General features: G+C 42.1%; 19 protein-coding genes and 2 pseudogenes. 14 read left to right on the top strand and 7 right to left on the bottom strand.

Going from position 1 to position 25,261, the window contains the following annotated elements; genetic code table 11:
• The coding region (locus V7K49_RS24160; protein WP_335207856.1) for a hypothetical protein at positions 1–230 on the top strand (230 nt) is incomplete at its 5' end.
• A 77-nt stretch (positions 231–307) separates the two neighbouring features.
• Here V7K49_RS24160 and V7K49_RS24155 read toward each other — a convergent pair.
• Entirely contained in the window at positions 308–1,495 is a 1,188-nt protein-coding gene (locus V7K49_RS24155; RefSeq protein WP_335207857.1) for a tetratricopeptide repeat protein, read from the bottom strand.
• 609 nt (positions 1,496–2,104) lie between these two features.
• On the opposite strand from V7K49_RS24155, the gene V7K49_RS24150 reads away from it, so the two are divergent.
• The 8 genes and pseudogenes from V7K49_RS24150 to V7K49_RS24115 all read left to right on the top strand — a co-directional run bounded on the left by V7K49_RS24150 (position 2,105) and on the right by V7K49_RS24115 (position 11,141).
• Positions 2,105–3,385 carry a proton extrusion protein PcxA gene (locus V7K49_RS24150; RefSeq protein WP_335207854.1) on the top strand — a complete coding sequence of 427 codons (1,281 nt, stop codon included), beginning with the start codon at positions 2,105–2,107 and terminating at the stop codon, positions 3,383–3,385.
• A gap of 80 nt (positions 3,386–3,465) precedes the next feature.
• Positions 3,466–3,942 carry a hypothetical protein gene (locus V7K49_RS24145; RefSeq protein WP_335207852.1) on the top strand — a complete coding sequence of 159 codons (477 nt, stop codon included), beginning with the start codon at positions 3,466–3,468 and terminating at the stop codon, positions 3,940–3,942.
• Positions 3,943–4,375: 433 nt separating this feature from the next.
• On the top strand, positions 4,376–5,281 hold the full coding sequence (locus V7K49_RS24140; protein WP_335207850.1) for a polyphosphate kinase 2 family protein: 906 nt from the start codon (positions 4,376–4,378) through the stop codon (positions 5,279–5,281).
• Positions 5,282–5,394: 113 nt separating this feature from the next.
• Entirely contained in the window at positions 5,395–6,027 is a 633-nt protein-coding gene (locus V7K49_RS24135; protein WP_335065410.1) for a chemotaxis protein CheB, read from the top strand.
• 220 nt (positions 6,028–6,247) lie between these two features.
• Positions 6,248–8,143 carry a CheR family methyltransferase gene (locus V7K49_RS24130; RefSeq protein ID WP_335207848.1) on the top strand — a complete coding sequence of 632 codons (1,896 nt, stop codon included), beginning with the start codon at positions 6,248–6,250 and terminating at the stop codon, positions 8,141–8,143.
• A 636-nt stretch (positions 8,144–8,779) separates the two neighbouring features.
• Positions 8,780–9,305: pseudogene (locus V7K49_RS24125) on the top strand (tRNA-(ms[2]io[6]A)-hydroxylase).
• An 18-nt stretch (positions 9,306–9,323) separates the two neighbouring features.
• Positions 9,324–9,728: a VOC family protein gene (locus V7K49_RS24120; RefSeq protein WP_335207846.1), complete on the top strand. Its 405-nt coding sequence runs from the start codon at positions 9,324–9,326 to the stop codon at positions 9,726–9,728.
• A 510-nt stretch (positions 9,729–10,238) separates the two neighbouring features.
• Complete coding sequence (locus V7K49_RS24115; protein WP_335207845.1) at positions 10,239–11,141, top strand: cation diffusion facilitator family transporter; 903 nt, start codon at positions 10,239–10,241, stop codon at positions 11,139–11,141.
• A gap of 149 nt (positions 11,142–11,290) precedes the next feature.
• Here V7K49_RS24115 and pip read toward each other — a convergent pair whose 3' ends face one another.
• A complete protein-coding gene (gene pip, locus V7K49_RS24110; RefSeq protein WP_335207843.1) occupies positions 11,291–12,238 on the bottom strand; it encodes a prolyl aminopeptidase in 948 nt (315 codons plus the stop codon).
• 227 nt (positions 12,239–12,465) lie between these two features.
• On the opposite strand from pip, the gene V7K49_RS24105 reads away from it, so the two are divergent.
• Together V7K49_RS24105 and V7K49_RS24100 are read left to right on the top strand one after the other, a co-directional pair.
• On the top strand, positions 12,466–13,152 hold the full coding sequence (locus V7K49_RS24105; RefSeq protein ID WP_335207842.1) for a hypothetical protein: 687 nt from the start codon (positions 12,466–12,468) through the stop codon (positions 13,150–13,152).
• Between the two features lie 44 nt (positions 13,153–13,196).
• Entirely contained in the window at positions 13,197–14,321 is a 1,125-nt protein-coding gene (locus tag V7K49_RS24100) for an FUSC family protein (RefSeq protein ID WP_335207841.1), read from the top strand.
• A gap of 500 nt (positions 14,322–14,821) precedes the next feature.
• Here V7K49_RS24100 and V7K49_RS24095 read toward each other — a convergent pair whose 3' ends face one another.
• On the bottom strand, positions 14,822–16,600 hold the full coding sequence (locus V7K49_RS24095) for an iron uptake porin (protein ID WP_335207840.1): 1,779 nt from the start codon (positions 16,598–16,600) through the stop codon (positions 14,822–14,824).
• A 251-nt stretch (positions 16,601–16,851) separates the two neighbouring features.
• Here V7K49_RS24095 and V7K49_RS24090 point away from each other — a divergent pair.
• Together V7K49_RS24090 and V7K49_RS24085 are read left to right on the top strand one after the other, a co-directional pair.
• A pseudogene (locus V7K49_RS24090) lies at positions 16,852–17,221 on the top strand (transposase); the annotation flags it as partial.
• A gap of 590 nt (positions 17,222–17,811) precedes the next feature.
• Positions 17,812–19,467, top strand: coding sequence for an alpha-keto acid decarboxylase family protein (locus V7K49_RS24085; protein ID WP_335207838.1), 1,656 nt, complete (start codon positions 17,812–17,814; stop codon positions 19,465–19,467).
• Positions 19,468–19,938: 471 nt separating this feature from the next.
• On the opposite strand, the gene kdpC is transcribed toward V7K49_RS24085, so the two are convergent.
• Genes kdpC through kdpB form a run of 3 tightly spaced genes read right to left on the bottom strand, consistent with a single transcriptional unit; the run spans position 19,939 to position 22,994 of the window.
• Positions 19,939–20,577, bottom strand: coding sequence for a K(+)-transporting ATPase subunit C (gene kdpC, locus V7K49_RS24080; RefSeq protein WP_335207836.1), 639 nt, complete (start codon positions 20,575–20,577; stop codon positions 19,939–19,941).
• A complete protein-coding gene (locus tag V7K49_RS24075; RefSeq protein WP_334868435.1) occupies positions 20,577–20,846 on the bottom strand; it encodes a potassium-transporting ATPase subunit F in 270 nt (89 codons plus the stop codon). The genes kdpC and V7K49_RS24075 overlap by 1 nt, the downstream gene beginning before the upstream one ends.
• A 6-nt stretch (positions 20,847–20,852) precedes the next feature.
• Positions 20,853–22,994, bottom strand: a complete 2,142-nt coding sequence (kdpB, locus tag V7K49_RS24070; RefSeq protein WP_335207834.1) for a potassium-transporting ATPase subunit KdpB — start codon at positions 22,992–22,994, stop codon at positions 20,853–20,855.
• Positions 22,995–23,111: 117 nt separating this feature from the next.
• On the opposite strand from kdpB, the gene V7K49_RS24065 reads away from it, so the two are divergent.
• A complete protein-coding gene (locus V7K49_RS24065) occupies positions 23,112–23,321 on the top strand; it encodes a hypothetical protein (protein ID WP_335207832.1) in 210 nt (69 codons plus the stop codon).
• 174 nt (positions 23,322–23,495) lie between these two features.
• Here V7K49_RS24065 and kdpA read toward each other — a convergent pair whose 3' ends face one another.
• Positions 23,496–25,241 carry a potassium-transporting ATPase subunit KdpA gene (gene kdpA / locus V7K49_RS24060; RefSeq protein WP_335207831.1) on the bottom strand — a complete coding sequence of 582 codons (1,746 nt, stop codon included), beginning with the start codon at positions 25,239–25,241 and terminating at the stop codon, positions 23,496–23,498.
• Between the last annotated feature and the right edge of the window lie 20 nt (positions 25,242–25,261).

Genomic DNA, 25,261 nt, shown 5'->3' with positions numbered 1-25,261 from the left:
GTTCCCAACTACTATTTACACTCAACTTGGTGGTCAATCTTTTACTCCTGAGTAGCCTTTCTTCTAACTCCCGAAAAAATGGGCGAACCGGGAGTTCTGAAGCTCAAGTTCCCAGTTCCAAAGCTCAAGTTCCCAGTTCCAAGTCTGAAGTTTTCTTGAGACTATACGCTAACCTCAAGTTGGGCGTTTCCAGCCTCATGTTTTGTGTTCCAAGCTTAAATGGCTCATAGGAACCCCTGAAATATTGATACTAATCCTAATGGCATTGGGCATTTATCATTTGTTATTCTCCCCCATGCCCCCTGTTTTACATCAACTCCATCTCCCGCAACCCCTGGCGTAGTCTCTTCGCCTCTTCGGGATTATGCTTTTCATGAAGGGCGATCGCTTTTCTAAAAGCTGTTAAACTATCTTGATGATTGCCAACTTTGAGCAACACTACCCCTAAATTTTGATACGCTTCGGCATAGTTGGGATTTAACTCGATTGCATTTTGATAATATGCGATCGCATCTGTAAATAAACCCAAAGCCTTAAATATCATCGCTAAATTATAATGTCCGACAACAAAAGTTGGGTCAATTTTCAAAGTTGTGGCGTAAGCAGTTTTCGCACCATCGAAATCACCTGCTGCTTTGAGTAAGTTACCCAAGTTGTTGTATGCTCCTAATTTGAGCATGGGGTAAATTGGCAATTTGATGGCAGCTTTATAGTGAGAAATAGCCTGTGGGGATTTTTGCAACCGACTGTAGGCAATGCCTAAATGATAGTGGAGTTCATATAAAATATCGTAGTTTTCTTCAGCAGTGTTGATTCCTCGTCTAAGCAACTCCATACCTGGGGAAATTTTCCCAGTTTGCACATACAATGCCCCTAATTTACTGCAAACATAAGGGTCATCAGGATGAGTCGCGAGAAACCCTTCCATCGCCGTAGCTGCTTTGGCATATTTGTTATTTTGAGCGATCGCACTTTTTTGATATCCTACGTGTAAAAGTGCCACCCCTGGTAAATAACCTACTTGCCAATGGGGTTCTTTGGTTAAAATTGCTGACACACTATCATCCACTAAAGCATGATAAGGACGGTCAAAACGAATATCTGGATGATTGCGAAATAGCCTGGAAACCAGAGAATAGGGAGATTGTTCTGCACCAACTTCGTGGCGGACAAGGTTGATGAGCAAGTATTCGTCTCTTGCGATCACCTCCCGCAATTGCGGTAAAATTGCTGGTGTCAGAGTTTCATCAGCATCTAATACCAGAATCCAATCACCAGTGACATATTTTAGAGCTGCATTCCGGGCAGCACTGAAGTCATTACACCATTTAAAATGATGGACTTTTGCACCGAGTTGTTGGGCAATATTGGGAGTGCGATCAATTGAGCCTGTATCCAAGACTACCATTTCATCCACCACTTTTCTGACACTGTTCAGGCATTTAGGTAGTGTTGCTGATTCGTTTTTCACAATCATGCACAGACTGAGTTTCATATTGCCAATAAATTCTGGGTTCAAATTTTTTGCTTGCTGTAGTCACCAACTTTTATTTTGTGCCGATATAGCATCAGATAATCATATAGCGAGTTTTTAACAAAGGACAGGATAAGGATATTTTATTTACCATCAAAAATGCTCAAGTTATACTTGTTTGACAAGCTTACTAAAACTTACTCAAGATATATCTATTTTAGTTCTTTGAGAATTTTTCTAAATAAGGCTAAAAAATCTTAACAGGGTGAGTCGCTACAAAGCCTCCTATATCAAGCTGTAAAGTGTAATTCTCATCCGTATCACATTATTGACACATCATCTACATACCTCATTTCCTCTAGACTCTACAGAGGTCAACTTACCCTTCACGCCTGGATTCTATGAAATTGAGAGTGGAGAAGTCTTTGCTGACGATGCCGATACGGGTCGATTTAAAATCAGAGAAAATCACTCCTTACCTGTACCTAATCCTCTAATAGGTGTACACTCGAAATAGTAGATTTTTCTAATATGTCTAGGGTAATAGTTAATAATATTTTAAACTAGATATTACCCATTTGTCATGCTTGTATAACTATAATACAGATTATATAAATAGTCATATATATCATGAAAAATTCATTCATCAAAACAGCAAATTTCCTTCGCCAAAATCTCAAAGAATATTTGCGATCGCTTCAGTATTGGTTTTTAGATACACCAGAAAGGGCGCTCTTAGAAGCTCAACAAGCAGCTCAGAGAATTAAAAACATCGAGATCGAACATTTTGGTAACAAAAAAATATCATCAGAATCAGTAAAATATACTGAAAATGTGATGTCTTACTGGCAAGGATACCTTGAGAAGAATTTAACTATTATCAAAATCAGGCTTGCAGAGTTCCGGCTTAGTCGAGGAATTGTCAATATCTCTAATTCTGTTTTATTAGAAAAGTTAAAGGTTATTGATGAAGTTGTAGAGAAGTACGCTATCAAAGATGAACTAATTAGCAACGGTGCCTTAGAATCAACTTCTCAACCACTACAAGTTAACCAGAGCGAAATCAGCGAACAGCTAGACTCATCTAATATCAATAATATTCAAGCCCTACTTCCATCTCAAAAAACTGGGGCGATTCCAAGGTCTTTTGGCAAAACAGTTAACAGAATTAAAGCGGGATTCTCCCCGCAGGCAGAAGAAGAATTTATTAGAAGTTACCGAAATTCTCGAAATCGGACAAAAACTGCTCTAAGATTTTTATTAGTTCTAATTATTGTACCGTTTTTAACTCAGCATTTTTCTAAGCAATTCTTAGTAGTTCCCCTATTAGAAAAGATTAGAGGAAATCAAATTCAAACTTACATCAATTATGATATACAGAAAGAAGCTCTCCATGAATTACATAATTTTGAGCAAGCATTGAAGTTGGAACATTTACTCAATCAAGCGCCACCACTTTCTTCAGAGGTAATAACAGAAAAAATCAAAGACAAAGCAATCGAGATAGCTGAAAAATCTCACATTCAAAGTACTAGCGTTATTAGTAATGTTTTTGCAGATGTTATATCAATAATTTCTTTTAGTATAATTATTGCTTTAAGCAAAAGAGAAATTATGATTGTGAAGTCTTTTATGGATACCATTGTCTATGGTCTGAGCGATAGTGCTAAAGCTTTCTTGATTATTTTGTCTACAGATATATTCGTAGGATTTCACTCACCAGATGGGTGGGAAGTTCTTCTCGAAGCATCGGCAGAACATTTAGGTTTGCCAGCCAGTAGAAATGTAATATTTTTCTTTATTGCTACATTTCCAGTGATTTTAAATACTATCTTTAAATACTGGATATTCCGCTATCTGAGTCGCTTATCTCCGTCGGCATTAGCTACATTAAAAGAGATGGACGAGTAATTCATAATTTATAATTATTTTGACGCATTTGTCTTATGATTCGCTAGGCTATCTATATCCTGGTTCTTCCAAAGCGTACTATGGATTTTGAAAGCAAAGCCAATGCCCCAACTCCCACAGATAACATAGAGTTTGCTCAACCAACTACTACCCGTAAGCCATTGGAATTGTTGCGAGATACTGAGGCTTTGCTACGTCGCCCAGCTGTAGCAACACTGTCACCGATTTTGCCACCAAAACTAAGCAATAGATTCCAAGCAACCTCATCTTTGGCAAATGACTCCTTTAAGGAACTGGCAGAAATCGACCTAGACAGTATTAGTGACTTTGAACTGCGACCTGCACGAATTTATGTTGGCTTAAGCTTTGTTGGTTTTGGGGCGCTGATGATATTAGTGTTGCTGCTGTACTTAAACACCTTGCGTCCAGAACTCAGAACGGTTGAACAGATTCAGCGATATTGGTATCAATATGTTTGGTTTGTCAGTTTGGGTGTTACGGGGATGTTTATGTTGGGCCGTGAAGCGATGCGTCCTATGCCAAAGCGGCGAAAATGAAAAGTGGCAAGCGCTAAATTAAAATTAAGCAAAACTCTTTTAAAACCTCGTTAAGAGCCTCTGGCTGGAAATGCTCTTTCATTGCGGTGCCACTAGTCTTGAGGCAGCGGCCCCCGGTTAGGCATTCCCAGTCGGAGACTGGGAACGAGACAACCTCTAAAAGCTTTTTCGCTTACTGGCTTTCAGCTTAAGTTGACACGCATGAGCTTTTTCTGTGCCCCGAAAGTGCGGGTCTATTTATTATCAAAGAATGATTAATAAAAGCCTGAAACGATTTATGCATGGTAAAGGCATACCATGATTGATTTGTACAGTGCTTAAGACCCAGTATTTTAAATTAAAATTCTTCTTTAATTAAGAAATAATAATTGTCAGAAATTAGTACTTCATAATATGCTTGGGTATAAGTAGCTGTCAGTAAATTTTATTATATATGAATTACGATGCTTTCATTGTTCCACCAGGTTCAAAGATTTCTTTGAAAAAAAACTATGACCCAGCTTATAAGACTGATTTTAATCAAAAAGCTGATGCTGCAATCAAATTACAGGCAGATATTGAACGACTAGCAAATTACCAAAATATTCTCTACGCTCAAAACACTTATGCCTTATTGATTATTTTTCAGGCAATGGATGCTGCTGGTAAAGATAGCACAATTAAACATGTGACATCTGGTGTTAACCCGCAAGGATTTCAGGTGTTTAGTTTCAAGGCCCCTAGTGCGGAAGAATTAGACCATGACTATCTGTGGCGAACAACTAAGGCTTTGCCAGAAAGAGGTCGAATTGGGATATTCAACCGTTCATACTATGAAGAAGTGCTAGTAGCTCGTGTCCATCCAGAAATATTGAAAAAGCAACAACTTCCTTACTTACCTGAGGGAAATAAGATATGGAAACAACGCTTTGAAGAAATTAATAATTTTGAAAAGTATTTAGTTGAGAATGGTGTGATCGTCCTGAAGTTTTTTCTGAATGTCTCCAAATCAGAGCAAAAAAAACGCTTTTTACAACGGATTGATACTCCTGAAAAAAATTGGAAGTTTTCAGATAGTGATGTCCGAGAACGAGTTTTTTGGGATGATTATATGAATGCTTACGAAGAAGTTTTCAATCACACTAGTACGAAATCGGCTCCGTGGTATATTATTCCTGCCGATCGCAAATGGTTTACCCGCCTGGTAGTCGCTAATATTATCTGTACAAAATTACAAGAACTAAATCTGCAATACCCAACAGTTAGTGAGGAACATAGGCAGCAGCTTTTAGAAGCAAAACGCATTCTAGAACAGGAAAATGAATCTATGAACTTAAAAGATAAAGGGAAAAAAAAGTAAATTATTTTAAAAATTACATTGTATAATCTTTTCAAGCAAAGACGAAATAATCGTAAATTTATTTATCCTCTCTATAACGAAAAAATTTGGTTGGTAGTGACAGCCTAAAAATAATGATTAAAATGGCGGAAAATGCCAAAAATCATCCACCTTACTTTACTAATGCTGCTTTTGATATTGTGGCGATCGCAGCCTCAGCTGGTGGTCTGAATGCTTTAATTAAAGTGCTATCGACTGTACCAGCAGAATTTACAGCCGCGATCGCCATTGTGCAACACCTCGCTCCGCAACATCCGTCGCTCATGGCAGAAATTCTTAATCGGCGCACGGCTATTACCGTCAAGCAGGCAGAGGAGGGAGATTGGCTGACCCCAGGAACGGCTTACATTGCTCCACCCAATCATCACTTGTTGGTTAATCGTGAGGGTACGCTTTCCTTATCACAGTCAGAATCTGTACGTTTTTTACGTCCTTCGGCTGACCTGTTATTTGAATCAATTGCACCCATTTACAAAAATAGAGCGATCGCCCTTGTGCTAACTGGAACGGGTAGCGACGGCACGATCGGGGTAAAGGCAATAAAAAAAATGGGCGGTACTGTCATTGTCCAAGACGTAAAAACCGCTGAATTTTCCGGGATGCCCTCAGCTGCGATTCAAGCTGGCAACGTAGATTTTATTCTCCCCCTAAATGAAATCTCTAGCACCTTGGTGACTTTAGTCATGGGAGAATTGTTACTAAATTGAGAGGCAGGGGGGTAGGGGAGCAAAGGAGATATGTTTTAAAATACAACTGTAGTGTAAACATAGTTTCATGAGTCTTTGATACTCGTGAATGAGTCTTTCAACTCCGTTAATGAGTCTTTGATACTCGTGAATGGAGCTACGAACTTCGTTAATGAGTCTTTGATATTATCAAAGGACGTAGTTCAGAACTCCACTCCTGTGCCCCCCTTTCCCTAACCTTATGACTTCCGTAGAAATAGACCCTGAATTTGAAAATCTACTGATTTATCTCAGACAAAGCCGGGGATTTGATTTCACAGGCTATAAGCGCTCGACTTTGATGCGTCGGGTACACAAGCGGATGCAGTCATTGAGCATAGACAGTTTTGGAGATTATCTAGACTACCTAGAAGTTGATCCAGAGGAATTCAATTATCTCTTCAACGCTATCCTAATTAACATCACCGCTTTTTTTCGAGATTCATCAGCTTGGGAATATCTAGCAGAGCAAATACTGCCTAATCTGATTAAAAATAAAGAAAGTTCTGACCAAATTCGCATCTGGAGTGCTGGCTGTGCCTCTGGGGAAGAAGCTTATACGCTGGCAATGTTAATGGCTGAAATGTTAGGAACAGACGAGTTTCGCCAACGAGTGAAAATCTACGCCACAGATATAGATGAAGATGCTCTCAACCAGGCTCGCCAAGCTATGTATTCAGCAAAAGATGTCCAGGCGGTGCCAGATGAACTGCGGCAAAAATACTTTGAGATTCTCGGTAACTACTATATCTTCCGCTCAGACTTGCGGCGCTCAGTGATTTTTGGACGCCATGATTTGCTTCAGGATGCGCCAATTTCGCGCTTAGATTTGCTGGTTAGTCGCAATACCATGATGTATTTTAATTCTGAGACTCAGGGGCGAATTCTAGCCCGATTTCATTTTGCACTCAATGATACTGGCTATCTGTTTTTAGGGAAAGCAGAGATGCTATCCATGCATTCGAGGCTGTTCACCCCACTAGACTTAAAAAACCGGATATTTGCTAAGGCATTGTCGGTGAATGTACGCGAGCGCCTCTTAGGTATGGGAAATTCAGCAGATGACGAATCTAGCAGCCATTTGTCTCGACATCTCCGGCTGCGAGACATGGGTTTTGACACATCACCAATCGCCCAAGTAGTTATTGATAACAGTGGCACTCTGATACTAGTAAACGAGCAGGCGCGGACTTTGTTTGCCCTTTCCTCTAAAGATTTAGCTCGTCCCTTCCAGGATCTAGAACTTTCCTATCGACCAGTTGAGTTGCGATCGCTTATTGAACAGGCTTATGCCGAACGCCGCCCGATCACCCTGACAAATGTAGAGCGCTATTTATCCAACACAGAAAGCCAATATCTGGATGTGCGGATTACGCCTTTGCAAGAAACAGACACCAGCTTCTTAGGTGTCAGCATCACCTTTCATGATGTCACCCCTTACATTAAACTCCAAGAGGCGCTGCAACGCTCGCAACAGGATTTAGAAACTACCAACGAAGAATTACAATCCACTAATGAAGAATTAGAAACTACCAACGAAGAATTACAATCCACTAATGAAGAATTAGAAACTACCAACGAAGAATTACAATCCACTAATGAAGAATTGGAGACGATGAATGAAGAACTCCAATCTACTAATGAAGAATTACAGACAATTAATAACGAACTGAGTGAGCGCACCGCAGAACTCAATCGCACAAACATTTTCCTCATTTCTATTCTCAAAAGTCTCCAAACTGGAATAGTAGTAATTGATAACAATTTTAACATCTTAATTTGGAATTACATGGTAGAAGATTTATGGGGCTTGCGGACTGATGAAGTACTAACAAAGTCTATCTTCGTCCTAGACATTGGGCTACCCATTGAGCAGTTGCGATCGCTCATTCGTGATTCCCTATCTGGGAAAAAGCAGTTTCAAGAAATAATCCTCAATGCTACCAATCGTCGGGGTAGACAAATAAAATGTTACCTGGCAATCACTCCGCTGCTTGATATTTCAATACAAGGAGCAGTTTTGATGATGGTAGATATCGATAAAGTCAATAGTATGATTTCTACTCAAGAAATTGAGAAACGGCAGCAGCAGGAATAAAAGTAACAAATCACCGAATTTACGATGTTTAAATTTTGGATAATGGAATTGTTGGCGGAGCCTCTCGTAGAGAAGATTCAAAATCCAAAATTTAAAAAGGTTTGAGAGCAAGCGAATTAGAACGCGAGAATAATTCTATTTTTCCATTATCCAAAATTAATTGACTTTTCAAGTGATTTGATTGCTGGGGTCAATCTAAAATCTAAAATCGTTCGACTGAGCGACTTGTACTGAGCGAAGTCGAAGTAAGCCGAAGTCCAAAATCCAAAATTGGTTGACCCCATCCACCATTACAGCAATTTTCATTTATTTGAACCACGTTTGTCATCGGGAACATTGCTATACCCCAAAAGCACAAGTCTATTTACCCGAAAATAGCTGTAAAATCAATTTGCTGCGGCTCTTTAGCTAAATTAAAATTCTGAAATTTTGTGATGTGCTTACTCAGTTACCGACTATCAACGCCCTGAACCAGCCCATTAGTACCGCAAGGCGGAAGTCAAAAGTCACTTGTACTGAGCGTAGCCGAAGTAAAAGTCAAAAGTCAAAAGTATTATGGAATAAGCTCTTTAGGGCTTTTCAATGGTCTGCTTATTTACGCCGTGCTGTACTAGTTCTGCTTGGGTTCAATAAGCAATCACTAACTTAGACATCATCTTACTCGACCACTCCCACTGTAAACGCAAAGCAGCAGGCGTAGCCTTGAACTTGATGTTTCGCTACCCTTCCAATACTAAAATGGTTCGGGAACTAACTGCGATCGCCCGCGAATAACTAGAATATTTTGAGCTAGTTAACCAATGGTTTGAACGTCGGAATATTCCCCTGGCTCCTTTACACCACCTCCCTATGGCGCTCTTTTAAAAGCTACTGTCCGCCTTAAAGAACCTGAGCGATTTCTGGATTCCTTGCCAGTCACTGGTTTAATTGAAGCTCGCTCTCACGAACGCTTGGGACTATTAGCTGCTCACTGTCCAGAGCCAGAATTAGCAAAATTTATCCGGGGTTAATGGTATCCGAAGCGCGTCACTACGGTATATATTGGGTTTTAGCTGCTACTTACTTCGACAAAGAAATTGTCATGCAACCGCTTGATGAATTAGCAATTGTCGAAAGTGAGTTGCTGGCGACTTTGCACCCAGAACCTAGAATTCACAGTTAGTAGACTAACCCAACAGATATGAAGCTTCAGCTAACACACCTGAGACTGCTTGTCTCCAACTACAAAGATTCTTTTCTGTTCTACCGGGATCTGCTGAAATTTGATGTCGATTGGGGCGATGAAGATAGCGGATATGCTGAGTTTAATACTGGATATCTCAAGCTGGGTTTGTTCAAAAAAGAATTAATGGCTGAAGTAGTCCCAAGAATCGAACAGCCTTCATATGTTGCCAATCGAGATAAAATTGTCTTGATTTTCGCAGTCGATAATGTGGATGAGGTCTATAAGCAAGTAAAAGATCAGAATGCGATGGTTGTAACTCAACCACAAGATCGCCCAAGCTGGGGAATCCGCACAGCTCATTTTCGCGATCCTGATGGCAATCTCATCGAAATCTACAACAATCTAGGAATTGTCAGTTAACTGAACCTTAGGGATTTCCAAGAAATAAATTATCCAATCTTGTGGGGTGAACCAAAAAGCCTGCCCGTAACAAAAAGCTGACTTTCCGTCCCGCCCCACTCGACAAATTTTAGGCAGTTTTAAGCTTGCCAGATCCTTTGGTCATTAAAGCTAAAATCAAACTCAATAAGCTCCTCAGTTATCCTGAGTAAGTACAGACCAGTGATGGTCGTAATAATATCTTTGAATACAATTCAATCTGACCTAACTGGATGGATAAATAACAAAATTAATTAAAATATTTCTGGAATTAATGCTAAAAATCTGCTGTTATCTGTAAAGCCATTACCAATGCCTATCCAGCTTGTAGCTGCTGTTAGTTAAAAATAATCTCAACAAATTGGTATAAAACATAGAGACTATAGAGAGATTTAATTCTTACTGCGTAAGACTTTGATACACTTTATTTGTATTTATTTATATTTTGAGTTTTACATTAGAAGTCATAGAACTTGATGTGATAAATTATCTATGACTTACGATAACCGCGCCGAAGTGCGAAAGGTTTTAATTATTACCTTACTGCTCAACCTGTTTGTAATGGGATTGAAAGCACTTGTGGGCTATTGGACAGGTTCTTTGAGTTTGCTAGCTGATGCCTTGCATAGTGTGACAGATAGCGCCAACAACGTTTTAGGATTAATTGCAAGTAAATTTTCTTCTCCACAGCCTGATCGCGAGCATCCCTACGGACACCACAAATTTGAAGCAGTAGGAGCTTTAGGAATTGCCTCATTTTTAGGAATAGCCTGTTTTGAAATTGTGCAAGGAGCAATCGAGCGAATTCTCAAAGGTAGTGAACCTATAAAAATAACGCCCCCTGAGTTGTGGTTATTACTAATTGTGCTGGGCGTGAATATTTTTGTGGCCTTTTACGAACGTAGTGTGGGTAGGCGGGTAGGTAGCTCAATTCTCATAGCTGATGCTACACATACCATGAGCGATATTTGGATAACAATTTCTGTAATTGCGGGCTTGATAGGAGTTTGGCTTGGTTATCAATGGATGGATTTGGTGTTCGTTTTTCCTGTGGCTTTGTTGGTATTTTGGAGTGGTTGGTCAGTTTTAAAAGAGAATTTGCCTTGGCTTGTGGATCAAATGGCGATCGCACCAGAAGCAATTTATGCGATCGCTACTTCTGTTCCAGGTGTAATTAACTGTCATGCGATCGCTTCTCGCGGTGTTCTTGGTCGTCAAGTTTTCATTGAAATGCATTTAATAGTAGATGCACCAGATGTAGAAACCGCCCACCAGATCACCGAAGAAGTAGAAAGCCGATTAGAAGAACGGTTTCATCCAGTGAGGATTTTAATTCACGTCGAGCCACCAGCATATAAGTCTGAGCACATTAGCTTTGAAACTGGATCAAAGTAGTCTCAGCAATTCCAAATCACGCCCTGCTCAGATGTCAAGCAGCGCCTTTTAGGGACTTTTGCCGTCGAGCGTCGTCACGTTGTCAAGATGCTTGCTGAGGGTAAATTCGTTGGAATCCCTGTGAAGCAAGAATCCCACAGGCGAAGTATTCAACAGAGCTTGATATTATCTGTTGCTTCAATCAAGGCACTACAAATTCCTGGTTCACTCATCGAATGCCCAGCATCAGGAACGACTATAAATTCGGCTTCTGGCCAAGCGCGATGTAATTCCCAAGCTGATATCATTGGGCAGACTACATCATAGCGCCCTTGAACAATTACAGCCGGAATATGGCGGATGCGGTCTACATTTAAAAGTAATTGATCCTCTGTTTCCAAAAATCCCTTATTTATAAAGTAATGGCATTCAATCCGAGCGAAAGCTGAAGCAAATTCATTCTCGCCAAACTTTTCCATAAGTTCTGGGTCTAAGAAAAGTCTACTGGTACTAGCTTCCCAAATAGACCAAGTACGCGCTGCTGCTAATTGAATTTCTAAATCTGGACTGGTCAAGCGTTTGTAATATGCTGCAATCAGATCGTCATGTTCATCTATGGGAATCGGTTTGACATATTCTTCCCAAGCATCAGGAAAAATATAGCTAGCACCCTCTTGGTAGAACCATTGCAACTCTTTTTGTCTCAACATGAAGATACCACGGAGAATTAACCCCGTGCAGAGAGAGGGATGGGTTTGACTGTAGGCTAATGATAAAGTGCTACCCCAACTACCACCGAAGACCGCCCACTTTTCTATACCTAAATGTTGGCGCAGTTTTTCGATATCACTGACTAAATCCCAAGTAGTGTTTTCCCGTAATTCAGCATGGGGCGTACTTTGACCACAACCGCGCTGGTCAAACATCACTAACCGCCATTTTTCTGGGTGGAAATATTGCCGATAAAAAGGTGGACATCCACCACCAGGCCCCCCATGCAGCAAAACGATGGGTTGACCTTGCGGGTTACCTGACTCTTCAAAATGAATAGTATGAAGGTCAGAAACCTGTAAATTACCTTCTAAGTAAGGCTCGATCGCTGGGTAAAGTTCTCGCATTTTCGATATTTTATTAGTAATGTGATCATCGCGATCGCTTGTCTTTGTGAAACAACTTCAGTCTCTTCACGTCAACGCGTGAGTGCGGGTTCTAAGTTTTGCCTAATACTCTTTCCCGCACTTTTTTGGGGCTGTTTCCGCAAAAGTTAGACTACCTCTGTTTTTGGCAAAGGTATGGGAATCTTAAGTACAGGATTTAAATCTTGATAATAGAGGACAGTAATTCAATGGCATACTATTCTAATTCAGCCCCGTTCCGTTTGCGTATATATCTGAAACAGAATCGTAATTCTCAAGTTTTTATTGGTTATCCTTCAGCAAACCCTATCGAATGGATACAAATTTTAAATTTTAATAACACAGAATTAATTTGTGGAAAACGGAGAATTTATATAAATGATGTACGTTCATTTATTATTGCCTATCCAAGTGGTGAAATATTAGACGGGGAACTAGTATTTTACCCACTTCCTCAAGGAATATATTATATTCAAAATGAAAAAAAGATAAAATCAGAAATTCTTATTCCAGAAAATCTCAAGCTAGGAAACCAACTTTTAAAAATAGTACATGAAAAAGCAGTACACGAAAAAAGAAATAATTATTATTCAACTAAATTAATAAATATATCTCCAGAAAAAATTAGAGTCATAAAATTTGCTGGTTATACGCAATACCACGGAATGTATATTTTTAGTACTATTACTGGTGGTTATTTCAGCGAACAAAATTTTCGAGAGTGGTATGGTGTTGATGAAGACGGTTGGATAAAACTGGGACAAATAGTAATAGACCCAAATAATTATAGTGGCGGCAAGAGTTATTGGGTTTACTTTTGTGTAAATGAGAATGGTAAAGAATTCATTGCAGGAGCGCAATTTCAAGAAGTAAGTCCCTGGTGGAAGCTATGGTAATTATAGGTATTTTTAATTAAATAAATTAAATAAGCCCGATACCCATGATACAACCCTGCAATGGCCTTCCACCTACACAGCGATCGCACAAGCTGAGAATCATTACAGCATTGAAAACTTGGGCTGCTACTCCCGATGGAATCTCAACAATTGTACTAGCTAAGATGGCATTCAAAATGGCGATCGCATCTGCAATTTCTTTAAAAATTGCTCAGGCGTTGCGATGGGAATATCCTTTCTATGCAGTAATCGCAGCCATCATTGTGATGTCATCTACTCATGGCAGCACTTTGTTACTAGGAATTGCGCGAATAATTGGAACTGTGATTGGTGCTATAGGTGGAGCCATCTTTGCAGTTGCACTGGGTAGCAATTTCTGGTCATTGGGAATCAGTGTATTTTTGACTATTTTTCTGACTTCCTACTGGAAATTCAATGAGGCGGCGAAATTGGCGGGGTATGTGTCAGCGATCGTCATTTTGAGTCACAGCCAATCTCCTTGGCTATACGCTTGGGGCAGGTTTCTCGAAACCCTTTTGGGTATTGGTGTGGCACTGTTGGTAAACAACTTTATTTTTCCTGCCTCAGCTGGGGTAGAACTGAGGCGTTGTTTGTCACAAACGCTAACTGATTTGGAGCAGTTTTATGAGTTAGTTGTGGACTCTGCTTTTACAGGAAACTACGATCGCCCCCGTGTGGATGAGTTAAAAACCAGTATCATTAGTTCACTGAGCAAGGGGCGATCGCTATGGCAGGAAGTCAGACAGGGACAGACAAACGAACCGCCAGAAAAACGGGTGAATGAAGCTTGGGAATTTCTCATCCGCAGGATTTGGGAACACATCTTGACAATGGAACATACCGTACTTGCTAGACAGCAGGATACTTTCTGGCAAATTCTTTCACCTCAAATTACCCAACTGGCACACGAAACTGAGAGTGCAATGCTCACCCTAGCAACCGTAGTCAAATCGCACCAGCCTAGTTTATCTTTGTCAGGAATGGAAGTTGCACTTACCAATGCTACAGAGCAATTAAATCGGTTGGAAGAAATTAAACAGCAAGATTACCCAATGGATGAGGTACTCCGGTTTTTCACATTTTTCTACACGATGGAAGAGGTGGGCAGAAAACTGCAAAAAATGGCAGGTACGCTGAGTCAAGGTTAAAAGTAAGTTAGGTCAAGTCGCTTCTCTACGAGACGCTGCGCGAACACTCCAATTAAAAATTAAAAATTATTAATTAAAAATTATTAATTAAAAATTATCGCTAATCCCAAATCTCGAAACGTCCAAAATTCATTGTGTGACAGTTTAGGGTGCGGAATGTGGGATCTATGCATTGGTGTCATCTTAAGGGACTGACGAAAAATAAATTATCCAAAATTATTTGTACATTTGTAGGGGCGCAAGGCCTTGCGCCCCTACGATGGGATGTTTTTTAACTGGAAGTCCCTAAGCTGAAAGCCAGTAAATGAAAAAGCTTTCTTTCATTAAGAGCCTCTAGTTGGGAATACCTATTGTGGGGACTGCCGCCTCCTGAATTTGCGGTAGAGCCGCTTTTAATGTATTTCCAGCCAGAGGCTAGAAACGAGAGTTTTCTCTCGTGTTTTGGCTTAAATTGACAGCAATGACAACTATGCACCCCTACAGCAAATTGCTGTAAATCTTTAGAAGGTGAAAGTTGTTCTCAGCGTACCGATAAACGCATCGTCATTAGCGCTGTTTTGACCAGGAGAGGTCAACCAGATCACACCAGGGGTGATTGAGACATTATCTGACACGCGATACTTGTAAAAGCCTTCAAAGTGATAAGGTATATCATTACCAGCAAAACCCGGTCGGTTAAAGGCATAGGGTTCTGCACCAGCAAAAATGCCTAAAACGTTACCCTTTTTACCAAAGTCAGGCAAGGCTACCCCAAGACCGTAGCTCCAAGCTTCATAATCATCATTTGCACCGAAGCCTGTGACATCGTGGTAAGAAATGAAGCCACTAATTGACAGTTTGTCGCTGGGTCTGAAGGCTGCCGACACACCATAGGAATTACTGGAAGATGCGTTTAGGGCACTTAGAGTGTTAGCTTGAGCAGTGCCTACGACGCGGCTAATGCTACCCAAACCACCACCTAGATCAAATAAATTACCACCTGCACCATGATAACCGTGAACGTAGGTAGCAGCGATCGCCAAGCGATCGCCAACACTAAAGTTCAACTGTCCAAGAGCTGCATAGTTCCCCTCCAACAAACCTAGATTTGGCCCAGGATTATTAGCATTTGACGCCAAGTAGCCTATAGTCAGTGAACTTGGTTTGAAAAAACTGCCACCGCTACCACTACCAAAGGGTAAAGTCAGTGCTGCACCGGCACCACCACCAATGCGATAGATGGCACTTTCAGTAGCAAAGGTAGACAAAGCACCATTACCGCCATCATAGTCCTCAAAGTAAGGGTTGTTAGTGGCAACATAATCGCTATGAATACCTCCGGTGCCCGCAAAGTAAGCTTGGACTGGGCCTATAGGTACGTAATACGCTAGCCAGTCTATAATCACACCGTTATTACCAGTGCTGCCGATTTGAAGAGTTTGTGTGCCTTCAGCAGTATCAATAGGAAGACCAGCATTATCGACTTGATTAAAGGCTAGTGCATTCCCGGCTGCAAGACGGGTGTGTAAAATATCTTTACCAGTAAAACTGGTTTGCAAGTCTAAACGTACCCTATCTTGGAAGACAGTATTGTTAGCATCGCCAGTGTTACCGCCAAAAATATCATTAACGGCAAAAATAGCTTCACCCACCAATTTTGTGGTAGTTGAAAACTGATTAGCTTCTAATTCAGCAGTCCGTGCTTCTACAGTATCTACTCGACCACGCAGAGTTGTCAGTTCTGCCGAGAATTCCTCTTGCAAACGCTGGAGGGTCGCCAAATCCTGTTTTGACACCAAGTCACCAGTTGCAGTGGCAATCAGTTCATTAACCCGATCCAAACAAGCATTCAAACCTGCGGCAAACTCATAACGGGTCAATGCCCGGTTGCCACGGTAAGTGCTATTGGGGTATCCAGCAATACAACCGTAGCGTTCAACCAGGGATTGCAAAGCTTGAAACGCCCAGTCAGTTGGCTGTACATCAGAAAACTGAGAAACTGATGTAACTTGAGACAGTGAATTCTGGTTTTTGCCTTCGCTGCTATAGCGGTTAACCTCTTCTAGAACCTTATTATCATCAGTCTTTTGGGCAACCAACTGCTGATTAACTTTTGGTTGCTCTGTTTGAATGAATATTGAAGCAGTAGAAGCTATTGGTGCTTCTGTCTGAGTAACTTTTGCCTTTATATCTTTAGAAGAGCTTGCTACTTCAGCAGCCGTAGCCCTAGCGCAAACCAACACCGTCACTCCCAAAACTACTGGACTTAGTACCAGAGTTTTCCACAATATATGAGACATTTTTTTATTTTCCTTTCCCAAAAAAGACCCGAAATCAGTGGCTTCAAGAAAAAGAGAACAAGCAGTTATTGTACTTGTTGGAAATCTTACCAGATTGCCATGAACTAAGCTATGTGTAACAGAATTTTTACGAAAATAGGACTTATGCATCATACATATGTACTATATGAAATTTGTGCTTTTGAGCCATATCTAACACCCAACATAGTTATGCAACCAAATCAGCGTTGTGAGCAGCGCCGGAAAGAGACATTTTGCAGGTTTTGGTTACATCTGCAAGTCTTCCAGAGCGTAAAGGTGCTCAACAAGTCCTCAAACGGGTTCATGATACGGGAGATCAGGTAAAGCGTCTACACACCATTTGGATGGATGGAGGATATCGAGGACAAGAATTTATGCGCCAAGTCATGGATATGTTTCGGTGGATTGTGGAAATTGTTCTTCGACCCCTAGAGAAGAAAGGTTTTGTCCATTTACCTAAGCGTTGGGTTGTAGAGCGAACTTTTGGTTGGCTTAATTGGTGTCGGCGTAAAAGTCACGGATTATGAACGACTACCAGAAAATTCGGAGACTTTTATATACATAGCAATGATTCGGATCATGGTCAGACGACTTGCATAATTTTTCACTCGTTTTGACTTTTCAAACATCCTCTAAGACTAAGACATCACTTGCGAGCATAGCCTGCCGCAGCTTTTCTTCCAATTGTTTTATCAAAGCGATTTCCATATTACTCATCCTGGGGTATCAACTAAATATTTATTATGGGAAACTTTTTTATAATAAATGCTTAAAAAGGGCATACTGCACTATGCGCCTATGATTGAGTGTGTTAAATAATAGTTACCTATAAAATTTAAACGCACTTCGCACTCTTCGTTGAAGCGACTAGTACCGCAAGGCGGAAGTCAAAAGTCAAAAGTCAAAAGTCAAAAGTATTATGGAATGGGCTTTTTAGGGATTTTAAATGGTTGCTCTATTTACGCCGTGGCGTACTAGCTTGGCAGTAACGTTTTGGGAAAAGTTTTTCATGGGTGGCGATCGCTAAATTTTTGCCCAAATTTATGCTCTCGTTTACAATACATCCTAGTAATACTAATTACATTTACTAGACTTCGTTAATTGCAACACAATCTCTATCAAAGGGGTAATTAACTTTCTGCACAATATCTGCTTGTAAATTCCTAAGACGATAAATGGAAACTAAAACAATGACTTACTGTACTGTTGGCGATTATTTACTACTTCGTCTCAAACAAATTGGCGTTAAGCATATTTTTGGTGTCGCTGGTGACTACAATATGGAATTTCTTGACCAAATTGTCAATCAGGAGGGCATTGAGTTGGTTAGTACCTGCAACGAACTCAACGCATCCTACGCTACTGATGGCTATGGTCGGATTAATGGTGTTGCAGCACTAATTACCACATTCGGTGTAGGTGAACTCAGTGCTATTAATGGGATTGCTGGCGCTTACGCCGAACACGTACCTGTTGTGGCGATTACTGGCGCTCCTGCCACCAAAATTCAATCATCTAAAGCCCTTGTCCATCATACGTTTGGGACTGGTGATTTCTCTATGTTTGCCCGAATGTATGAACAGGTAACGGTGGCTCAAGCATATTTGACACCAGATAATGCAACAGCAGAAATCGATAGAGTTTTGGGTATCTGCCTTCTGAAAAAATTGCCTGTTTACATCTCCCTACCGATGGATGTTGCTTATCAGGAAGTGGCTGCACCGTCTGATTCATTCATGCCCCCTGTGTTCCAAAGCGATCGCACTACTTTAGCCCAAGCAGTTGATGCCTGTGTAACCATACTGGAGAAGGCTCTTAAACCAGTTATTCTTGCTGATGTTGGTGTGGATCGCCAGCGGCTGCATGGGGAATTGCGAGAGTTACTGGCAATTACCGGATACCCTTATGCCACGATGAACATGGGAAAAGGACTGCTGGAGGAAACACACCCCCAATTCATCGGCATATATAATGGTGCTGCCAGTGAGGAATATGTCAGAAAACGTATTGAAGAGGCAGATTGTGTGTTGAGTATCGGTGCTTTGATGACTGATTTCAACACAGGGAAGTTTTCAGCCAAACTCGATCCAAGTCGAACTATTGAAGTACATGGACAGTATCTAAAGATTAAAGATGCACTGTACGACAATGTAGCGATGCGGGATGTGCTGTCTGCTTTAAGCAAACGGTTGCAGCACCACGATGCTCAAACGCTGGACTTCAAGTCTGCAATGGAAAATTTGGATACTGGTTTCACGACTCCCTTCCAACCCAACGTGGATGCAACTATTACACAACGGCGTTTTTGGTACAGACTAGCTCATTTCCTCAAAGAAGATGACATTATCGTTGCTGAGACTGGAACTTGTTTGTTTGGAGCCTCAATAATTCCTTTACCGAAAGGAACTACCTTTGTCGGACAAGTGCTTTGGGGTTCGATTGGCTACTCTGTTGGCTCCTTGCTCGGCTCTGGCGTCGCAGCGCCACAACGACGGTCTATTCTACTGGTTGGTGACGGTTCTTTTCAAATGACAGCACAAGAACTCTCAACAATATTACGCTATGACCTGAAGCCAATTATTTTTCTGATTAACAACGATGGATATACTATAGAGCGTGATATCCACGGTGCAACCATGCCATATAACGACATTCAACCGTGGAATTATCACAAGCTCCATGAAATTTTTGCTACTAATGGCTGGGGCATTAAAGTAAGCACTGAGTCGGAGTTAGAGTCGGCATTGCAAAAAGCCGAACAAAATCGAGACAAACTTGCTTTCATTGAGGTAGTGATGGACAAAATGGACAGCCCAGAAACTCTTTTGAAGATGTTGCAAAATTAAGCTCATCCCACCCCTCATTCGTAGTGGGATTTCGTGGGCATGGGGCATGGGAAAGAATGCCAATGCCCTGTTTAGGCTGCTTGGCCCAAATCGGCAGGCGGCGAGGCGGTTCATCCCACCCCTTGAAGGAGTGCGCTTTCCCGCCGACTTTCTGTAATGCATAAAATTCTCCTCAGATAAATATACATAAATTAGGAATATTTCGTGTATTTCCTATTATTAACTGAGGGATTTAATTCTAGGCATTAGCTAGTATTGCTTAACTTATAATGGATATTGTTAGCGGTGGTGTTTCTGGAGTGTACAGCGCTTGGGGGTTGATGCATTGTGAACCGACTAAATCCGAAATTCTCAATGCTTGAGATATTGATCATTGATGAATAATAATATCTCCGACTTCTTAAAGAAGTCGGAGATATTAGGTTTGAAATTAAATCCGATAGTAAATAGTTTTAACTACTTTCCATACCTTTATCCCTTGATTTTATCCAGAGCTAAATTCAACTTCAACACATTAACTCCAGGCTCACCAAAGATGCCGAGAAAGCGACCATCGGTGTTTTGGGCAATCAAAGTTTCTAGTTGGTTCGGTTGAAATCCTCGCGCCTTTGCCACTCGTGCAATTTGCGCGATCGCAGCTTTGGGGGTAATGTGGGGGTCAAGGCTGGAACCAGAGGTGTAGACTAGATCGCCAGTCGGCTGTACACCTGCTGTTTTTAGACGATTCAGGTCACCTTCAACCTTTTTGCTAGGGTCTGGGTCATCTTTACCTTTGATGCGTTCCAGCAATGCGGGATTACTGGGAGCCAAATTACTAGCGCCGGAAACCCCAGTTTTCAAAACTCCCGCATCGTCCTTTTTGGGGTCGGCTGTACTGTAGCTGGTGGTACTGGGACGGCTGTTAAAATAGCGATCGCTAGTAAAAGGTTGACCAATCAAGGCAGAACCTACCACTTGACCTGTATTATTTTTCAGTAGACTACCGTTTGCTTGAAAGGGAAACACAATCTGCCCAATGGCAATCATCGCAAAAGGATAAATAATCGCTCCAATAACCCAGAGTACCAGGGTAGAACGAACAGCTCTGCTAGCTTCACGTGCAAAACTCATTAGAATTTCTCCGGTACAAACATTACAAAAAATAGATAGATGGAAAGCCCTAGCGTCACCAGTCCTAACAACCCCAATCCCCAAGATTGACTGCGGGAAAGTTGTTCGCCAGTAGCTGCATAAACCAAAGGTGCAACCACTAGGTTGAAACACATTGCTAGGAATAAATACAGTGGCAGCTTTTGTTTACGCCATTGACACCAGATTTCAGTTATTTCTTCAACTACTTGGGATACAAGAATAGTGCGTCGGATATGAGAAGGTTTCATAGTTAATTAAGACAACGGCAGAATAATATCTATCAGTTTGATGGCAATGAAGGGAGCAATGATACCACCAAAGCCAAAGATGAAGATGTTGCGACGTAACAGTTGATCTGCTGTTAAAGGTAAAAACTTCACCCCTTTGAGTGCTAGCGGAATTAGTGCCGGAATAATCAAGGCATTGTAAATCAGCGCTGAGACGATCGCAGATTGGGCACTCTTTAATCCCATAATATTAAGTGCGCCGATTCCAGCAGCTGCAAAGATAGTGGGAATGATCGCAAAATATTTGGCAATATCGTTAGCGATCGAGAATGTTGTCAATGCGCCACGGGTAATCAATAACTGTTTACCTATGGTTACTAGGTCAATTAGCTTCGTAGGGTCAGAGTCTAAGTCCACCATGTTAGCAGCTTCTTTGGCAGCTTGCGTCCCAGAGTTCATCGCCACACCCACGTTTGCTTGAGCCAAAGCAGGTGCATCGTTAGTGCCATCCCCGGTCATTGCCACCAGTTTACCCTGAGATTGTTCGGAGCGAATCACCTCAATTTTGTCTTCTGGAGTCGCTTCGGCAATAAAATCATCCACCCCAGCCTCTTCGGCAATCACCGAAGCAGTAATTCGATTGTCACCTGTGAGCATAACGGTGCGAACACCCATGCGGCGGAGTTGGTCAAACCGTTCCCGCAGACCAGGTTTGACAATATCTTTGAGGTAGATCACACCATAAATCTTGTCATCTTGGCAAATAGCTAAGGGTGTACCGCCTAATCGGGAAACTCGCTCATAAGCTGCGTCTACATCATCAGGAACGTAGCCGCCACGAGAACGGACAAATCCTTTAATAGCATCCACTGCTCCTTTGCGAATTTGTTTGCCATCGGCTAGATTCGTGCCACTCATCCGGGTTTTCGCCGAAAATTCCACACCTTCGGCTTTGTCGATATTAAAGTCTACTGCAACCTGGGACTTTTCTGCCAATATCACGATTGACTTGCCTTCTGGCGTCTCGTCAAATAAGCTAGCAGCTAGGGAGACTCGCGCCACATCTTCTAGTGAGTGATTATCCAGAGGAATAAACTCATCAGCCATCCGATTACCCAAGGTAATAGTGCCTGTTTTATCCAGCACCAAGGTATTGATGTCGCCGCAAGCTTCTACTGCTCGACCAGAGGTAGCGATGACGTTAAATTGGGCAACCCTGTCCATACCAGCGATGCCGATCGCACTGAGCAAACCACCGATAGTTGTGGGAATCAAAGCTACCAGTAACGAGATTAGAATAGCAACGCTAGCACCCGCACGCAAGCTGTTTGCCGCCTCAACGCCAAAGGCCGTGCTGATAAAGCTGGCAATGTAGCCAACAAATGGAGGCATAGTCGCCACCACAATCAAGAAAACCTGTGTTAATACTGCCAACAATACCGTCAAAGCAATTTCGTTGGGAGTCTTGCTGCGTTCTGCTCCTTCCACCAGGGAAATCATGCGATCGATAAAGCCTTGACCAGGATCAGCACTAATGCGAATTGTCAACTCGTCTGAGAGGAGGCGTGTACCTCCTGTCACGGAACTTGCAATATCTGTACCTGGTTGCTTGAGTACGGGCGCAGATTCTCCAGTAATCGCAGACTCATCCACTGAGCCAATGCCTTTAATTACATCCCCATCGGCGGGAATCATATTATTTGCAATCACCTTAACCAAATCGCCCCGTCGCAGTTCCGTAGAATTGACTTGTTGTATAGAACCATCGGGGAGGATTTTGTTAGCGATCGTATCCGATCGCGTTGATCGAAGTGAATCAGCCTGTGCTTTTCCGCGTCCTTCAGCTACGGCTTCGGCAAAGTTGGCAAAAACGAGTGTGAAAAAGAGAATAAAGCTAATCAACCCGTTTAACAGGCGTTGTTGATTGATATCTGCCTGGATTGTGCCAAATAAATTTGGGTTAAGGGTAACCAGGAAGGTAACAATTGTCCCCACCCAAACAACAAACATAACTGGGTTTCTGACAGTAATTCGAGGATCGAGCTTGACAAATGACTCACGAATTGCTCTCTGGTAAAGCCCCTGCATATCTGTCTTGGGGGTGTGCTTGCGCGAGTCACGAGTTCCAGATGGAATACGGGGCGAAGGAGAATCAGTAGTAATTGGCATACATTAAATTTTGGGCATGAGTATCAAAGGTGGATGAACGAGTCTTTGAGGTGGATAAACGAGTATCTGAGGTGGATGAACGAGTCTTTGAGGTGGATGAACGAGTCTTTGAGGTGGATGAATGAGTCTTTAAGGTGGATGAACGAGTATCTGAGGTGGATGAATGAGTCTTCGAGGTGGATGAACGAGTATCTGAGGTGGATGAACGAGTCTTTGAGGTGGATGAACGAGTCTTTGAGGTGGATGAATGAGTCTTTGAGGTGGATGAATGAGTCTTTGAGGTGGATGAATGAGTCTTTGAGCCAATGCTTTAACTTCAGGACTTAAGCAAAAATTGTTAAAATCGAACCGCCATCTCTACGAGACACTACGTGAACGCGCAGCGTCTCGCAGAGAAGACGCCTTCGCGCAGCGTCTCGTAGAGAAGAGCGCCAAAAATTTGTAGAGTGTGCGTAAGTCCTAAACTTCTAACTCACTCATCTTTCTCCATTCGCCTAATCCCTAGCCAATGCCTTTGGCGATAAAGAAGGCTTCAGCGATGGGGCCTAAGGCAAGTACTGGGAAGAATGTAAGTGCGCCCAAGATTAAAATCACGCCTGCGGTAACGCCTGTAAATAGTCCAGTATCGGTTCGCAATGTACCAGTCGTGTAGGGAACAGCTTGCTTGCGGGACATGCTATCTGCTAAAAACAGCAAACCTAAAATTGGAATATAGCGGCCAGCTAGTAAACTGAAGCAGGTACTCAAGTTCCACCACAGGGCTGTTGCAGTGGTTTTTGCGCCCGTGGCGATCGCAAACGGAGATGGTTGGGAATCGCCTAAACCTTCAAACCCAGAGCCGTTGTTAGCAGCAGCTGAGGCATATTCGTAGATCACCTGAGAAAACCCATGAAAGCCGGGATTGCTAATTCCTGCTAGTTGGTCAGAAAAAGCTAAGGCGATTCCCCCCGGAATTAAAATTGCGATCGGGTGAACCAGCAAAATCAGGAAGCTAGCAAGCACTACCTCACGCTTTTCAATTTTGCGTCCCAAAAATTCTGGCGTGCGTCCTACCATCAGACCGGTGACGAATACTGCCAGGATGCTATAGGCAAACAAGTAAGCTGTTCCTGTACCCTGTCCACCCCAGATGATTTGCAGAAACATATTAGAGAGAAAAATAAAACCGCCGAGCGGCATGAAGGAGTCGTGAAAACTATTGACGGCTCCGCACATGGTTGCGGTTGTACTTACCGCAAATAATGCCGATTCTGCCCAACCAAACCGGACTTCTTTACCTTCTAGGTTCGGTTGCTGACTGCCCAAAAGCGTATTTACAGCCGGATTGCCGTTGTATTCCCCAATAGCGGTAACAATCAGAAATCCTAGAAAAATTACACCGATCATGCTGTAGAGTAACCAGGCTTGTTTGGTGTTATTTGCAAATAAGCCGTAGGTGTAGATCAGGGACGTGGGAATCGAAAGCATTGCCACAATCTGAATTAAGTTAGAAAATCCGTTGGGATTTTCAAAGGGGTGTGCCGAGTTGATGGCGAAAAAGCCGCCGCCGTTTTCCCCTAATTGCTTGATAATTTCAAAATGGGCAACTGGGCCACGAGCGATCGCCTGACTAATATTCGGATCTTCCAAGGTAGGGAATACAACTGCACCCGCCAGGGTTTCTGGAACCCCAGCTGCCATCAAGGCAATGCTACCGACAATACAAATAGGCAGCAAAATTCGGGTAATCGAGCGAATTATATCTACATAAAAGTTGCCTAACGGTCTACCCGTCAATCCCCGAATAAAAGCAATTCCTACCGCCAAACCAGTTGCAGAGGAGGTGAACATGTGATAACCAAGTCCCCACATTTGGCTGGCATAGCTCATGTAGGTTTCACCAGAATAGTGCTGCTGGTTGGTATTAGTAATAAAGGAAATGGTAGTATGTAGCGTTGTGTCCCAAGTTGGGGCATTTATCCCCGTGGGGTTAAGTGGTAACCATCCCTGATTCATGATGATAGAGAAAATCAGCAACCCCATTACTACGTTGCTATACAGGATTGCCCGCCCATACTGCCAGCCCGTCATGTTTTCTTTGGTTTTAACGCCAACCAAAGCATAAAGTACTCGCTCAACCGGATTCAAAATTGGGTCGAGAAAAGTACTTTGCTCTAGGTAGACACGCGCCATATAGCGCCCAAAAAAGGGAGTGAACGCTACTACAATTAGTAGCGTTAATACAATTTGAATCCATCCTTCTAGCATTGGATTACTCGAACTCCGAC

It is taken from the genome of Nostoc sp., assembly GCF_036919675.1.
Classification (GTDB): domain Bacteria; phylum Cyanobacteriota; class Cyanobacteriia; order Cyanobacteriales; family Nostocaceae; genus Nostoc.
Note: the sequence above shows the minus strand (reverse complement) of the source record. Positions and strands in the feature narration are given on the sequence as shown.